This is a genomic window from Buttiauxella sp. BIGb0552 (genome assembly GCF_004366275.1).
GTDB lineage: Bacteria > Pseudomonadota > Gammaproteobacteria > Enterobacterales > Enterobacteriaceae > Buttiauxella > Buttiauxella gaviniae.
Genome location: NZ_SODY01000001.1, coordinates 424,793 through 438,909, shown reverse-complemented (window position 1 = coordinate 438,909; position 14,117 = coordinate 424,793). Strand labels below are relative to the sequence as shown.

The 14,117-nt window shown below is 50.2% G+C and carries 15 protein-coding genes; 4 read left to right on the top strand and 11 right to left on the bottom strand.

Features of this window, described 5'->3' with window-relative positions:
• Positions 1-2: 2 nt before the first annotated feature.
• Genes paaD through paaA form a run of 4 tightly spaced genes read right to left on the bottom strand, consistent with a single transcriptional unit; the run spans position 3 to position 2,538 of the window.
• Entirely contained in the window at positions 3-503 is a 501-nt protein-coding gene (gene paaD / locus EDF88_RS02135) for a 1,2-phenylacetyl-CoA epoxidase subunit PaaD (protein WP_134182557.1), read from the bottom strand.
• A gap of 10 nt (positions 504-513) precedes the next feature.
• Entirely contained in the window at positions 514-1,269 is a 756-nt protein-coding gene (paaC, locus tag EDF88_RS02130; RefSeq protein ID WP_134182555.1) for a 1,2-phenylacetyl-CoA epoxidase subunit PaaC, read from the bottom strand.
• Between the two features lie 8 nt (positions 1,270-1,277).
• Positions 1,278-1,565 (bottom strand): 1,2-phenylacetyl-CoA epoxidase subunit PaaB, encoded by a 288-nt coding sequence (gene paaB / locus EDF88_RS02125; RefSeq protein ID WP_064518953.1) that lies wholly within the window; start codon positions 1,563-1,565, stop codon positions 1,278-1,280.
• Positions 1,566-1,620: 55 nt separating this feature from the next.
• Positions 1,621-2,538 (bottom strand): 1,2-phenylacetyl-CoA epoxidase subunit PaaA, encoded by a 918-nt coding sequence (gene paaA / locus EDF88_RS02120; RefSeq protein WP_064518955.1) that lies wholly within the window; start codon positions 2,536-2,538, stop codon positions 1,621-1,623.
• A 285-nt stretch (positions 2,539-2,823) separates the two neighbouring features.
• Between paaA and paaZ the strand changes: the two genes are divergently transcribed.
• The gene (paaZ, locus tag EDF88_RS02115) at positions 2,824-4,854 is read left to right on the top strand and encodes a phenylacetic acid degradation bifunctional protein PaaZ (protein WP_134182554.1); all 2,031 of its coding nucleotides are present in this window, start codon (positions 2,824-2,826) and stop codon (positions 4,852-4,854) included.
• 62 nt (positions 4,855-4,916) lie between these two features.
• On the opposite strand, the gene EDF88_RS02110 is transcribed toward paaZ, so the two are convergent.
• Both EDF88_RS02110 and EDF88_RS02105 read right to left on the bottom strand, forming a co-directional pair.
• Positions 4,917-5,552, bottom strand: a complete 636-nt coding sequence (locus EDF88_RS02110) for a carbonic anhydrase (protein ID WP_064518959.1) — start codon at positions 5,550-5,552, stop codon at positions 4,917-4,919.
• A gap of 172 nt (positions 5,553-5,724) precedes the next feature.
• Positions 5,725-6,639 carry a LysR family transcriptional regulator gene (locus EDF88_RS02105; protein WP_134182551.1) on the bottom strand — a complete coding sequence of 305 codons (915 nt, stop codon included), beginning with the start codon at positions 6,637-6,639 and terminating at the stop codon, positions 5,725-5,727.
• A 204-nt stretch (positions 6,640-6,843) separates the two neighbouring features.
• Here EDF88_RS02105 and EDF88_RS02100 point away from each other — a divergent pair, with 204 nt between their 5' ends.
• The gene (locus tag EDF88_RS02100) at positions 6,844-7,764 is read left to right on the top strand and encodes a DMT family transporter (protein ID WP_134182549.1); all 921 of its coding nucleotides are present in this window, start codon (positions 6,844-6,846) and stop codon (positions 7,762-7,764) included.
• 128 nt (positions 7,765-7,892) lie between these two features.
• On the opposite strand, the gene EDF88_RS02095 is transcribed toward EDF88_RS02100, so the two are convergent.
• A complete protein-coding gene (locus tag EDF88_RS02095) occupies positions 7,893-8,366 on the bottom strand; it encodes a DUF2846 domain-containing protein (RefSeq protein ID WP_134182547.1) in 474 nt (157 codons plus the stop codon).
• Positions 8,367-8,752: 386 nt separating this feature from the next.
• Here EDF88_RS02095 and tyrP point away from each other — a divergent pair, with 386 nt between their 5' ends.
• On the top strand, positions 8,753-9,964 hold the full coding sequence (tyrP, locus tag EDF88_RS02090) for a tyrosine transporter TyrP (RefSeq protein ID WP_064518967.1): 1,212 nt from the start codon (positions 8,753-8,755) through the stop codon (positions 9,962-9,964).
• Here the strand turns inward: tyrP and EDF88_RS02085 are convergent, their stop codons facing one another.
• Positions 9,965-10,855, bottom strand: a complete 891-nt coding sequence (locus tag EDF88_RS02085; protein WP_064518969.1) for an ABC transporter six-transmembrane domain-containing protein — start codon at positions 10,853-10,855, stop codon at positions 9,965-9,967. It lies immediately after the preceding gene.
• Between the two features lie 94 nt (positions 10,856-10,949).
• Here EDF88_RS02085 and EDF88_RS02080 point away from each other — a divergent pair, with 94 nt between their 5' ends.
• The gene (locus EDF88_RS02080; RefSeq protein ID WP_134182545.1) at positions 10,950-11,534 is read left to right on the top strand and encodes a TetR/AcrR family transcriptional regulator; all 585 of its coding nucleotides are present in this window, start codon (positions 10,950-10,952) and stop codon (positions 11,532-11,534) included.
• Here EDF88_RS02080 and EDF88_RS02075 read toward each other — a convergent pair.
• Genes EDF88_RS02075 through EDF88_RS02065 form a run of 3 tightly spaced genes read right to left on the bottom strand, consistent with a single transcriptional unit; the run spans position 11,521 to position 14,116 of the window.
• On the bottom strand, positions 11,521-12,417 hold the full coding sequence (locus EDF88_RS02075) for a transporter substrate-binding domain-containing protein (RefSeq protein WP_064518971.1): 897 nt from the start codon (positions 12,415-12,417) through the stop codon (positions 11,521-11,523). The genes EDF88_RS02080 and EDF88_RS02075 overlap by 14 nt on opposite strands.
• 9 nt (positions 12,418-12,426) lie before the next feature.
• Entirely contained in the window at positions 12,427-13,206 is a 780-nt protein-coding gene (locus EDF88_RS02070; RefSeq protein ID WP_064518973.1) for an amino acid ABC transporter ATP-binding protein, read from the bottom strand.
• Positions 13,190-14,116, bottom strand: a complete 927-nt coding sequence (locus tag EDF88_RS02065; protein WP_064518975.1) for an amino acid ABC transporter permease — start codon at positions 14,114-14,116, stop codon at positions 13,190-13,192. The genes EDF88_RS02070 and EDF88_RS02065 overlap by 17 nt, the downstream gene beginning before the upstream one ends.
• Position 14,117: the final 1 nt, after the last annotated feature.

Here is a 14,117-nt window from a genome sequence, read left to right as displayed (position 1 = left end):
CCTCAAATACATTTAAAGTAATCAAAGGGTTCGCGGCAACTGTCGCAGCGGTATAACGCTTTACAGGCCGTGGAACCGAATTCGCTGATAAGCGAGGTATGCAAACTGCCGCAGCGTGGGCATTCCACATCGCCGCTGAATGATATGGCGTGGCAAGCATGGCCTTGCGGTGGGCTGATGCCGTATTCACGCAGCCGCGTTTTGGCCGCGGGCGACATCCAGTCGGTTGTCCACGCCGGGTGCAGCATTTGTTCGATGTGGACCGGGCTCAGGTGCGCGTCTTCCATCGCGTCACGAATTGCCGTCAGCAAAAAGTCGGTCGCCGGGCAACCGGAATACGTTGGCGTGAAACCGATATGCCAACCGTCTTCACGGTGGTGAACGCTGCGCACCATGCCCAGATCGGTGATAGTCAGTACCGGGATTTCCGGGTCGCTGATCTGCCCGAGAATGCGCCATACATCGCGGACTCTAGCCGGTTCCACCACATCGAAAATTTGCATTTTTACCTCACTACCATTGCTGATTGGGGTAAGCGCGTTGCAGATATTGCATTTCTGCCAGCAGCGGGCCGAGATGTTCGGTATGTAGCCCTTGCTTGCCACCCGTGCGGTATTGCGCTTCTTGTGGTTTAACCAGTGAGGCCACAATCAGGCCGTTAAACGTTTCTTTTTCCCAGGGGGCACGCAAGGTGCGCGGGTCAACGCCAATCCCTTGCTCAGCAAGGCTGATTTCCAGTTCATCTGCATGGAACATCTCGCCGCTAAAGCGCCACAGTTTATTGAGCGCCTGCTGCATTTTTTGCTGAGAAAACTCAGTGCCGTTGCCCAGACGCACTAACCAACCACGGCTAAAGCGCAGGTGGTAACGCACCTCTTTGATGGCTTTTGCGGCAATTGCCGCCAGTTGGCGGTCGCGGCTTTGCGCCAACTGGCTAAACAGTTCAACATGCCAGGCATCCAGCAGATACTGGCGCATGAGGGTGTCGGCAAAATCACCGTTCGGCTGTTCTGCCAGTAGTAAATTGTGGAACTCACGTTCGTCGCGCCCATACGCCAGTTTGTCTTCATCAAGCTTGTCACCCTGAAGTTCTGCGGCGTAGGTCAGGAAATTGCGTGCCTGGCCGAGTAAGTCCAGGCCGATGTTCGCCAGCGCGAGATCGATCTCTAGTTCTGGTGCATGCCCACACCAGGCACTCAGGCGCTGGGCCAGTACCAGGCTGGTGTCGCCAAGGCGCAGGGTGTAAGTAGTTAACGGGGAATAAGTCATTTCACGCCTCACATGTGCTCGATGCCATCAGGGATGGTGTAGAACGTTGGGTGGCGATAAATCTTTGTTTCCGCCGGGTCAAAGAAGGCACCGCGTTCTTCAGGCTGGGAAGCGATAATTTCGCTCGCCTTTACCACCCAGATTGAGCAGCCTTCACTGCGGCGGGTGTAAGCATCGCGGGCGTTTTCCAGCGCCATTTGTTGGTCTGCAGCGTGCAGGCTGCCAACGTGGCGGTGCGATAACCCTTGTTTGCTGCGAATAAACACTTCGTATAACGGCCAGTGAACATTGCTCATAAATCAATCCTTCATATCCGATGTAAATGGTGGATGACGGCTGCGCTTATCCACCCTACAAATTCTGTTTTTCTGCGTACGCCAGCGCCGCTTCACGCACCCATGCACCCTCTTCCCACGCTTTACGTTTGGCGCTCAAACGCTCTTCGTTGCACAACCCGCGCCCGGCAATCACTTCGTTAAATTCATGCCAGTCAATTTCGCCGAATTCGTAATGCCTTGTTGCTTCGTTAAAAGTGAGATCGCTATCCGGCACCGTCATGCCGAGCATTTCCACCTGCGGTACGGTGTTGTCGACAAAACGTTGGCGCAGTTCGTCGTTACCAAAACGTTTGATTTTCCATGTAAGGCTTTGGGCGCTATTTGGGGAGTTGTCGTCGTTTGGGCCAAACATCATCAACGCAGGCCACCAGAAACGGTTGATCGCGTCCTGCAACATCTGGCGTTGTTCTTTACTGCCCTGCGCCAGCACCATGCAGGCTTCAAAACCCTGGCGTTGATGGAAGCTCTCTTCTTTGCAGATCTTCACCATCGCCCGGGCATATGGGCCGTAGGAAGTGCGGCACAGCGCCACCTGATTCACAATCGCCGCGCCATCAACCAACCAGCCGATCACGCCAATATCGGCCCAGTTCAGCGTCGGATAGTTAAAGATCGAGGAGTATTTCATCTTGCCGTCGAGCATCTTCTGGTAGATGTCTTCTCGCGCACAGCCCAGGGTTTCCGCCGCGCTGTAGAGATAAAGTCCATGTCCAGCTTCGTCCTGCACTTTCGCCAGCAAAATCGCTTTGCGTTTCAGGCTCGGTGCGCGAGTCAGCCAGTTGCCTTCCGGTAACATGCCAACAATTTCAGAATGGGCGTGCTGCCCTATCTGGCGAATCAATGTCTTACGGTATTCATCCGGCATCCAGTCCTGCGGTTCAATCGCAATTTCCTGCGCAATTCGCTCATCAAAACGGTGTAATTCGGTCACGGCATCACCTTTATGATTCGGTTTAGATTCACTAAATGCGACATTGTGAATCACTTAATGATTTAAAGTTACAGATAAGTTAACTAAAACGGCAAAATTAACACGTATGGTTTGTGAGCATTATCACGATAAATTTTAAATAAACCAAATTATTCATTAAGTTATGAAATAACCCAAAAAGGCATGCAATCACGTTGTTAATAAATTATTAAATTACATCTTGCTTTTTATGATTCACAAATTAAACATTAGTGTCATTAAATGTAATTCTTAACGAGGTGTTTGATGCAGCAGTTAACTAGTTATCTGGCAGGCCAATGGGTGATGGGACGTGGCAAAGAACGCACTATAAATCATGCAATTAGCGGTGAGGCGCTGTATCAGGTTACCAGCGAAGGGCTGGATATGGCGCAGGCACGTCATTTTGCTATTGAATCAGGTGGTGCGGCATTACGCGCTCTGACCTTTGTGCAACGTGCAGCCATGTTGAAAGCGGTGGCAAAACACCTATTGGCAAACAAAGAAACGTTTTATGAAATTTCCGCACAGACCGGTGCGACCCGCGCAGACAGCTGGGTTGATATCGAAGGTGGTATCGGCACCCTTTTCGCCTATGCCGGTATGGGAAACCGTGAACTGCCTGACGATGTACTGTGGCCAGAAGATGAAATGATCCCGCTTTCTAAACAAGGCGGGTTCGCCGCCCGCCATGTGCTGACGTCCAAATCTGGCGTGGCGCTGCACATCAATGCATTTAACTTCCCTTGTTGGGGAATGTTAGAAAAACTGGCCCCGACCTGGCTTGCTGGAATGCCAGCCATTATAAAACCCGGCACCGCCAGCGCGCAGCTCACACAAGTGATGGTGAAATCCATCGTCGATTCCGGGCTGGTGCCAGAGGGCGCAATCAGCCTTATCTGCGGTGGCGTAGGTAACCTGTTTGATCTGCTGGATGAACAAGATGTGGTGACCTTTACCGGCTCAGCCAGTACTGGGCAGAAGTTACGTTGTCACTCAAATATTATTGCCCGTTCAGTCCCATTCACAATGGAAGCTGACTCCCTTAACTGTTGCGTGCTGGGTGAAGATGTGGCAGCGGAACAGCCTGAATTTACGTTGTTTATTCGTGAGGTGGTGCGTGAGATGACCGCCAAAGCTGGGCAAAAATGTACCGCAATCCGCCGTGTCATCGTCCCGCAGGATCAGTTGGAAAATGTGATTCAGGCGCTGAAAGCCAAACTTGAGAAGATCCAACCCGGTGACCCTGCTCAGGAAGGCGTGAAAATGGGTGCACTGGTTAGTCTTGAGCAGCGTGACGATGTGCAAAGCAAAGTGAATCAGTTGGTTGCCGTTGGCTGCCAGATTGTGATAGGTGGCAAAGCGGATGGCTCTCATCCCGGTGCCTTCTTCCCGCCAACGTTATTGCTGTGCCAGCAGCCAGATGAAACACCTGCGGTACATGAGCTGGAAGCGTTCGGCCCAGTTGCTACCGTAATGCCTTATCGCGATTCAGAACACGCGATGGCGCTGGCACGTGCAGGCCAGGGTAGCCTTGCGGGAACGCTGGTCACTGCGAGTGGCGATATTGCACGCCAGTTTGTTCTGGGTGCCGCCCGTGCTCACGGGCGCATTCAGGTGCTAAACCAGGAGTCATCTGTCGAGTCCACAGGCCACGGCTCGCCGCTGCCGATGCTGGTTCATGGCGGCCCAGGACGCGCCGGTGGTGGCGAAGAGCTTGGTGGCCTACGAGCAGTGAAACATTACATGCAGCGCACGGCGATTCAGGGCAGTCCATCAATGCTGGCGGCGGTAAGCAAACAGTGGAGCTACGGCGCGGCGGTGCAGGAAAGCCCGGTTCACCCTTTCCGTAAGCATTTTGACGAACTGGAAATTGGCGAGAGTTTACTTACAGCACGCCGGACCATCACCGAAGCCGATATCGTCAACTTCGCCAATCTGAGTGGCGACCACTTCTACGCTCACGTCGATAAAATTGGTGCGGCCGAGTCGTTCTTTGGCGAGCGCGTAGCTCACGGCTACTTTGTGGTATCAGCTGCCGCGGGGTTGTTTGTTGATCCGGGGGTTGGGCCTGTTATCGCCAACTATGGCATGGAAAACCTGCGCTTTATCGAACCGGTGAAAATTGGCGACACTCTGCAAGTGCGCCTGACGTGCAAGCGCAAAACTGCCAAACCGCAAAAGAGCACGGAAGACAAACCGGTTGGCGTGGTGGAGTGGGCAGTTGAAGTGCTGAACCAGGATAAACAGTCCGTGGCGCTCTATTCCATTCTGACACTGGTTGCGCGAAGGGTTTAACGGACCAACTGAAAACTTCCGCCCGGTTATTGTCCGTGGCGGAAGTTTTCATAAATGGCTGATTAAGACGCCGTTACACCAGGATTGTCTGATAACGAGATGAATTTCCCGCATTTGCTATCAAAAGCTTCAATACATCCCGATTCAATATCATAAACCCAGCCGTGAAGCGTGATATTGCCCTTAGCAAGCGCTAACGCAACACAAGGGTGAGTACGTAAGTTCCCCAGTTGAGCGATAACATTTTGATGCACCATGCCGTCCACGCGAGATTGGGTTGAGCTATGCTCTTCAGCTTCGTTAATGGCTTTTGCGGCATCTGCATAACGTAACCAGTGGGCAACGGCTGGCATATGGTCAAGACACTGGCAGTTGGCGACAGCTGTCATTGCCCCACAGTCCGAGTGCCCGCAAACCACGATGTCACGAACGCCAAGCGCCATCACCGCATATTCTACCGAAGCTGAAACACCACCAGGCTCAGGCCCGAACGGTGGCACAATATTACCTGCGTTTCGAATGACAAACAGTTCACCCGGTTCACGCTGTGTCACTAATTCAGGAACGAGTCGGCTGTCAGAACAGGAAATAAAAAGTGTTTTAGGATTTTGATTTGATGCAAGTTTTTTGAAGAGTTTGGAACGTTGCGGAAATGCTTCTTTCTGAAACCTCAAAAAACCGTCAATAACGTCTTTCATCGTAAGCCCTATATATCTTTTGTGCCAACATGATGCCACGCTGATAATGGCAGATCAATAAACTGTCATGCGATATATATCCACATATTTATTATTATTATATTTCACCCTATTTTTCATGTTGCTTTATATCCTCTTGGTTCGAATAATCCGCATTGGTTTCTGGTCACTATCACGCCTCCTCACCCAACCGCGTTATCACCCTGCGCAAATAAGTCAGCACTGCCGTTGCCGTTTCGCTCAACGAGGATTCAGCAAGCGTTACCGCGCCAACATCCATGTAGGTGGTGCTGTCAGCAATGCTGCGGCGCATCACGCGTAACCCTTCGAGCGACCAAGGGCGGTAAACCAGATCCGACAATATCGTCACGCCCTTTCCTTTTGCGACCAGACTGCGCACCGTTTCGAACGATGTGGTGGTGAAAAAGATATTTGGGCTGCCACCACGTGTGCGCAAGTGCTCTTTAATCACGTCAGGATATTCGTCTGTATCCAGCAGCAAGAATGGCTGGTTTTCGATATCTGCCAGATGAATAACGGACTGGTTCAATAGCGGGTGGCCTTGTGCGGCCCAAAGTCGGCGTGGTGAGCGAATAAATATTTCTGTTTCCAGGGTGTTGTCGTGAGCAATATTTGAGGTTAATAGCAGCGAGAAATCAATATTCTTACGTTTTAATGATTCGGTTAATTCCTGTGGATTCTCCTCAATGAAATTAATCGTCATTAATGGGAAGTGCTGTTCAACTTCAAGAATAATCGCCGGAAGCAAATAGGCGGAAAGCGTTTTGGCGATGCCAATATTCACTGTGCCTTGTTCCAGTTGCGGTTGGTGTAGCAAATCGTCGATGGCAAGCTGGCTGTCATTAATAATCTTACGAGCGTAATGCAGGAAGCGCTCTCCTGCGGCGGTGAGTTCAATACCTTTTGGCTGGCGCAAAAACAGCTGGTTGTTTAACGAGGATTCAAGGTTGCGCATGGCGACCGTCATAGACGACTGCGAGATATTACAGCGCGATGCCGCTTTGGAAATCTGCTGTGTTTGCGCAAGCGCGATGAAAAACTCCAGCTGCCGCAGTGTGAACCTCATAGTTTTAAACTATACCTCGCCATGAAAAAGATGAATTAGATTCGGCTGCCTCGCAACCCTACCATAGTCCTCAGTGAACCGGTGATTCAATAATCCGCTGGTGTCCACCGCTAGATCCACGCAGTCTTTATCAGCTGCATGAAATTGCTTATATGCATTGAATCTATACCTGAGTGTATTAAACCGTTTTCTGGAACTCAAATTATGCCGTATTTACTGTTAAGCCTTGCCGCCTGCTTCTGGGGTGGAAACTACGTTGTGGGCCACGAACTGGTCGCGCAGGTTGACCCTATTGTGCTGTCCGAGGCCCGCTGGATGCTCACCGCCCTGTTGCTCATCAGCCTCTATTTCCGGCAGATAAAGGCGCAATGGCAGGCGATGGTTGAGGCGAAATACACGGTGTTTTTCCTCGCTTTATGCGGGCAAGTGTTATTCCCAGTGACGCTATATATCGGCCTGCAATACACCTCATCATTAAATGCGGCGATATATTTATCCACCACGCCCGCATTAGTGTTGTTGATTAATAAATTTATTTTCAAAGAGGCTATTTCACGGCGCAATATTTATGGTGTGCTGCTTAGCTCTTTGGGCGTGATCTATCTGGTGATGCAAGGCGACCTTCTACATATGGATACGCTTAAAAACCTAAACCGGGGTGATGTGTGGACCATGGGTTCGGCTGTCAGTTGGGCGTTGTACTGCGCGTTCTTGCGCCTTAAACCAAAACAGGTTGGTGGGAATGCATTTGTTGCGGTAAGTGCCGCAATTGGAGCAATAGTGCTGCTGCCGATGTTATCACTCTATTCGGCGGACCACTATGCATCTGAGATGAAAGTCTACTTTAATTCAGGCTTCTTATTAGGGCTGGGTTACCTGGTTATCTTCCCGTCATGGCTGTCATATTTACTGTGGAATAAAGGTATTCAGGCGATTGGTGCTACACGCGGTGAAGTTTATTCGCACCTTATTCCGCTAAGTGGTGGCGTGTTTAGCGTGCTGTTCCTCAATGTACCGTTACACGGTTTTCATCTCGTCAGCGCACTGCTTATCACGCTGGGAATTGCACTTTGCTCGATGGCTATAAAGCAGAAACTTTTAGCTCCTGACCCATGCAGTCGATAAAATATTCGTAAGCCGGAGTCAGTACCTGGTCTTTTCGCAGCATAAAACTAAAGGTGATGCGTGAATTCTGAAGACTGAGACAATCATTCAGTACGGCAAAATTCACGCAATCAAAGGGACCTTTCTATTTAGTTATCGCAGTGGCCTTGCTGGGCCAGTTTCACTTCCGGTTTGGAAACTACGCGCTTACCTTCGGTTTCAGAAGATTCGCTCAAACCTGCACCGCCGACAAAAGCCCCCATCTTGATATATTGTCTGATGAAGTAGTTTTTCCCAGCTTGCATGAATAACGACAGGTCGTTTGGAGAGAATTCGGACTCAGTAGAAATTTTGTGCGTCTGGTTACCTGTTACTTGCGTATAGAAGAACGTTCTGTCCGCAGTTTCACCCACACATTTGCCATCGACATACACATCTTTTTTAAGCGATTTACCCGCAAAGCTATCGCGATAAATATATAGCCCAGCTTTATCTTGCTCTGGAGCAGGGAATGTTTTGGCATTAATAGATTCTTGCTCTGGAGCCAAAGGGACACTTGCACAACCACTGAGAAGTAATGCGGCTAAAACAGAGGCAGAGAGAAATAAATTTTTAGTTTTCATTTGCACAAATCCTTTTATATAAGCTGTGTATTTTTATTTTTTGCACGCAAAAAGCCACAAGCATCTGAAAGACACTTATTTACGCTTGAGAATTTAAGACGGAGTAATGTCGCTAATGATGAATAAAAGGTCAAGCAATCAATAGGATAAACACCAATAATGGTAGGGTATGTATTTCACCGTTCCTTAACTACAATTTCCCCAAGAATCTTCCTGGTGCAATAAATAAAGACTCGTATTCACTACCGGTCTGAATAATATGAACACCAACAAAAAACGTAAACATAAAATTACACCTCATGTAACCCTCATTTGACGGAGTCATAACAATCCCTTACCCTGCGCGGCATAATCTCGTTATTACAAGCGTAAATTCAGAGGGAAGCGTGAAGAATCGCACTCTTGGCAGTATCTTTATCGTCGCCGGTACCACTATTGGCGCAGGAATGTTGGCAATGCCGCTGGCTTCAGCAGGTGTTGGATTTGGGGTGACCTTCCTGTTGCTCATCGGCCTGTGGGGGTTGATGTGTTACACCGCACTGCTTCTGGTCGAAGTTTATCAACACGTTTCCGCCGACACCGGGCTTGGCACCCTTGCCCGCCGTTATCTTGGAAAACCAGGGCAATGGCTTACCGGTTTTAGCATGTTGTTCCTGATGTATGCGCTGACGGCGGCGTACATCAGTGGTGCCGGTGAACTGCTGGCCGCAAGTTTGAACCAATGGTTTGCGTCCTCCATCTCCGTTACAAGTGGGGTTTTGCTGTTCACGATTGTTGCCGGTGGCATTGTTTGCATCGGTACCCATATGGTGGATATGTTCAACCGCGTGCTGTTTAGCGCCAAGGTGATTATGTTGGTGGTGATGCTGGGGCTGATGATGCCGCACATCCATCACACTAATTTACTGACGTTGCCGCTGGAGAAAGGCCTCGCGCTTTCAGCCATTCCGGTGATCTTCACTTCGTTTGGCTTCCACGGCAGCGTGCCGAGTATTGTCAGTTACCTTGATGGCAACCTGCGCAAACTGCGTTGGGTGTTTATCATCGGCAGCGCAATCCCGTTAGTGGCTTATATCTTCTGGCAAGTTGCTACGCTGGGTGCGATTGATTCGGGTGTGTTTAGCGGGCTGTTAGCCAATCATTCGGGTCTGAATGGTTTGTTGCAGGCGGTTCGTGAAGTGGTGGCCTCGCCGCACGTCGAATTGGCGGTGCATCTGTTTGCGGATCTTGCGCTGGCAACGTCATTCCTGGGAGTGTCGTTAGGGTTGTTTGATTACCTGAGCGACCTGTTCAACCGTAAACGTAATGCATCGGGACGTGCGCAAACAGGGTTGATGACGTTTGTACCGCCGTTGGTTTTCGCCCTGTTTTACCCACAAGGGTTTGTGATGGCGCTGGGTTATGCCGGTGTTGCGCTGGCAATACTGGCGCTAATCATCCCGTCACTTTTGGTCTGGAAAAGTCGCCAGACCCAAAAAGAGCCTGGCTACCGTGTTGCTGGCGGCAAACCGCTGTTGATTCTGGTGTTTGCCTGCGGTATCGCCGTGATTGTGATTCAGGCGATGATTGCGTCCGGCGCGTTGCCGGAAGTGGGTTAATTAGACAAGACCTGTGTTGACGCGTTTGCCTATCTCTTTAAGCTGCGAGTACTTCTCAAGCAGAGATGGGCCGTCATCAAGGCTCATGGCAAACATCCACATGTAGGTCATGACAGAGTAAATATGCCCGGCGTTCCCGACACCTTTCACGGTCATAAGCCAAATGGTCATCGCGAACAGGAACGCTGCGGCAATACCAATAGATAAATAGCCGTATGCCTCCCGGTCGGACAAACGAATACGCACACGCGCCAAAAAGTTGTAATGCTTATTCAGTGTGTTTTCACTGGCTGTGCCGACAAAACCCACCTCTTTTTCCAGCCTGTCGTTGAGCTTCTCATACAACATTTCGTTTTTACGCGTATAGCTCGGCAGGAACATGGCGAAGAAAATCAACACGCCAAAACAAGCGACACCCGCCCAGAACTCAATAGTCAGCAACATAATCACTGCGCCGATAATCGAAGCGACAGAGGTAATCAGTAGCGGCAGGTGTGTTTCGAAGAAATTGACAAATTCACGTGACAACGTCACGCGGGCGGCAATGGTCGAATGACTATGGTCGTCCTCACGCTGCGCAAGGATCACCGGCACGGCAAGACCGGCATAGATTCTGGCAAATGTCCGGGTATCCATGCTGCGGCGTGCAGCGCCTATCGCCCACATCACAAAGACCACCAGCGCATACAGCAATGCATGTAGCGGTTGCCCTTTAATGATGGCGTTGATGGCAAATCCGGCCATTAATGGATAGAGCAAATAGATGATGTTTTCAGCGACCACCAGCATCAGCGTAATAACTAATTTTTTACTATGGAGTTTTGCGAGTTTTTTTAATGTATTCATTGCGCCGCGTGATGGTTTAAGCTCCGCGGTTTGGGTCGTATGCATGACTTTATATTCTTAAATTGTTATTCTTGAGCGGTTGCTCAAGAGTGAAGGAAGTCTATTTGAGCACTTGCTCAAAGTCAACGAAGGTGCCGTGATGAAAGAGAAAGCGTCTGTTCTGAAAGAGAATATTCTTGATGCAGCGATCGCCCTGTTTACTGAAAAAGGAGTGGAAAAGGTCACCACTCGCGAACTAACAGAACAGGTTGGGATAGCCCGTAGCCACATTTACCACTACTTCCCAGACTGGCAGACGTTATGCATTGAAGCGTTTTCGCGCTTTATGTACGCCGAGTTGGCAGCTTTTAGCCAAAAAACGCGCGCCTTGCCGCCCGAACAGGGTTTGAATATTTTTGTGGAAGATTATTTACCCGACCGCGCTGATGCCGTGTGGGAGTTGTACGGATCGTTATGGCGCCTCGCGGTGCATAACAAGGTTTATGCGGAACTGGCGTTAACTTTGACCGAAAAATGGGATGCTTTGCTGGCGAGTATTATTGAGTCGGGTATTGAAAGCGGCGTTTTCCGTCAGACCGATGTCTTGCGAGTAACCCGTCAGCTTGGTGCATTGCTTAACGGGTATTCGGATCAACTGATTATAGACAGCGCGCCACTTGCCCGCGATCAGGCCTTAGAAGATATCCAGGCTTTTATCAGTCAGATTTTAATTACGGGTAAGTGATCCCCGGAGGATTCACTTCAGACGAAGCGACTTCTTCGCCCTTTTCTCCCCATCTGTCGAGAACTTGCTGGTATTCACCACGTTTCGCTGCACCGTCGAGGGCTGCCTGTAATGCATAAACCAGCTCGTTCCCTTTTTTGGTAGTGGTAGCAACATAGGCTTTTTTAGGCCCAAGCCCAACAACACGCGTTTTCCCGGTTAACGCGGCTTTATAGGCCGCCACACTCTGCGGGCCGAAGGTCGCATCAGCACGTCCGGCCTGAATATAAAGGTTACCGGAAGCATCATCCGTTAAATAAATCGGTTGAGCCGGTTTGCGCCCTTCTTGTTCATTTTGCTCATTCCAGCCCAACAGGATTTTTTCCTGATTAGTACCGGAACCTAAAATAATCCGTAACCCGCTAACATCTGCAGGCCCTTCAATTTTTTGAATCGGGCTATCTGACTTCACCGAGAATGCCAGCGAATCTACGCGATAGGTCGCAAAATCAAACTTGGTCTTACGCTGCTCGGTTACCGCTATATTGACTAGAGCCACATCGTAGCGACCGGATGTAATGCCAAGCGGCCAGTCTTCCCAGGCGGTTGGCACCAGTTTGAGCTTCAGTCCTAAGCTATCGGCCAGCAAACGTGCAATATCAGGATCACTGCCGATCCTTGTGCGGTTATCACTCGCAAGCATGGCAAGCGGTGGCGAGTTTAGTGCTGAAATGGCGACTGTAAGCGTACCCGGCTCAACAAATTTATAGCCCTGAGGAATTTTACTGATAGCCACCGGGTCTTTAGCCGTATGTATCGGCACTTCATTAGCTTTAAGATCGAGACTTCCCTGTGCAAAGCTCGCCGAACTCACTATCAACAGCGCCAGTGGGACAAATTTCATAACTGCTCCTTAGAGAACTTTTGATAAAAACTGACGCGTTCGCGAATGTTGTGGATGGTTAAGTACTTCGTCGCTGCTGCCTTGCTCAACAATTTTTCCGTCGACCATAAACACCACGTTATCCGCCACTTCACGGGCAAATCCTATCTCATGGGTTACGACCACAAGCGTTGTGCCAGAGCGGGCCAGTTTTTTAATCACATCCAGCACTTCTCCCACCAGCTCCGGATCGAGTGCGGACGTAGGTTCATCAAACAGCATCACGCGTGGACGCAGTGCCAGCGCACGGGCAATGGCGATACGTTGTTGCTGCCCACCGGAAAGATGGCGCGACCAGGCATCCGCTTTATTACGCAGCCCCACCACATCGAGCAGTTGATAGGCCTGTTCAATCGCCGCTTTTCGGCTCAGCTGTTTATGGGCAATCGGCGCTTCAATCAGGTTTTCCAGCACCGTGAGATGCGGGAACAAATTGAAGTTTTGAAACACATAGCCGACGTTAATGCGCTGACGCAGGATCTCTTTTTCTTTCAGTTCATACAGCTTGTCCCCGGCCTGACGATAGCCAATGTAATCACCATCTATCTGGATGAAACCCTCATCTACACGTTCAAGATGGTTAATCGCACGCAACAAGGTAGATTTACCGGAACCTGACGGTCCAAGTATCACCGTGACTGAACCAGGCTCCAGTTCCAGTGAGACGTTATCCAGCGCTTTATGGCGGCCAAAATATTTACTCACACCGGTAATCGAAATTTGGCCAGTCTGGTTATGGGATTGGTACATGGGCGGTCTCCTGAGTCTGCAGCACCGGTTGATGTGACGGATTACGAGCGGGAGTTTGTTGATTAATCGCCGAGCGGCGCTCACTACGTGCCAGCCAACGTTCGACCAGATGTTGAATCAGCGACAGTACGCTGGTGATAACCAGATACCAGACCGCCCCCACCATTAGCAGTGGGATCACCTCCTGGGTGCGGTTGTAGATCATCTGAATGGTGTAGAACAGCTCAGGCATCGCCAGCACGTAAACCATCGCCGTGCCTTTAGCGAGACTGATAATTTCATTAAAACCTGAAGGCAAGATGGTGCGCAGCGCCTGCGGTAGAATAATACGCAGCGTACGTCGCCATGCGGGTAACCCTAATGCCGCTGCCGCTTCATATTGGCCGTGATCCACGCCAAGGAAACCACCGCGAATAATCTCGGCTGTATAGGCACTTTGCACTAACGTCAGCCCAACCACGGCGGTAGAAAACTGCCCTAGCACGTTTATCGTTTGGTAACTTCCCCACTGAATTTGGGTAAACGGAATACCAATCGAGAGCGTGTCGTACAGATAAGAGAAGTTATAGAGAATAATCAGCACCACGATCAGTGGCAGTGAACGAAACAGCCAGATATAACTCCACGCAAGACTATTTAGCAGCCACGAAGATGAAAGCCGTGCCAGCGCCAACATTCCGCCAATCACTACACTCAGCACAGTCCCTATTAGCGTCAGCAGTAAAGTTTGCGCCAGTCCTTCAAGAATTACCGGGTCGAAGAACCAGCGGGCAAATACGCTCCACTCCCAGCGGGGGTTAAATGCAACCGACTGAATAACCACAGCCAGCACAAACAGAGCGATAATTGCACCGAGTGTTCTGAGTGGATAGCGCGCAGGAACCACTTTAATCGTTGATGGGGTATGCATA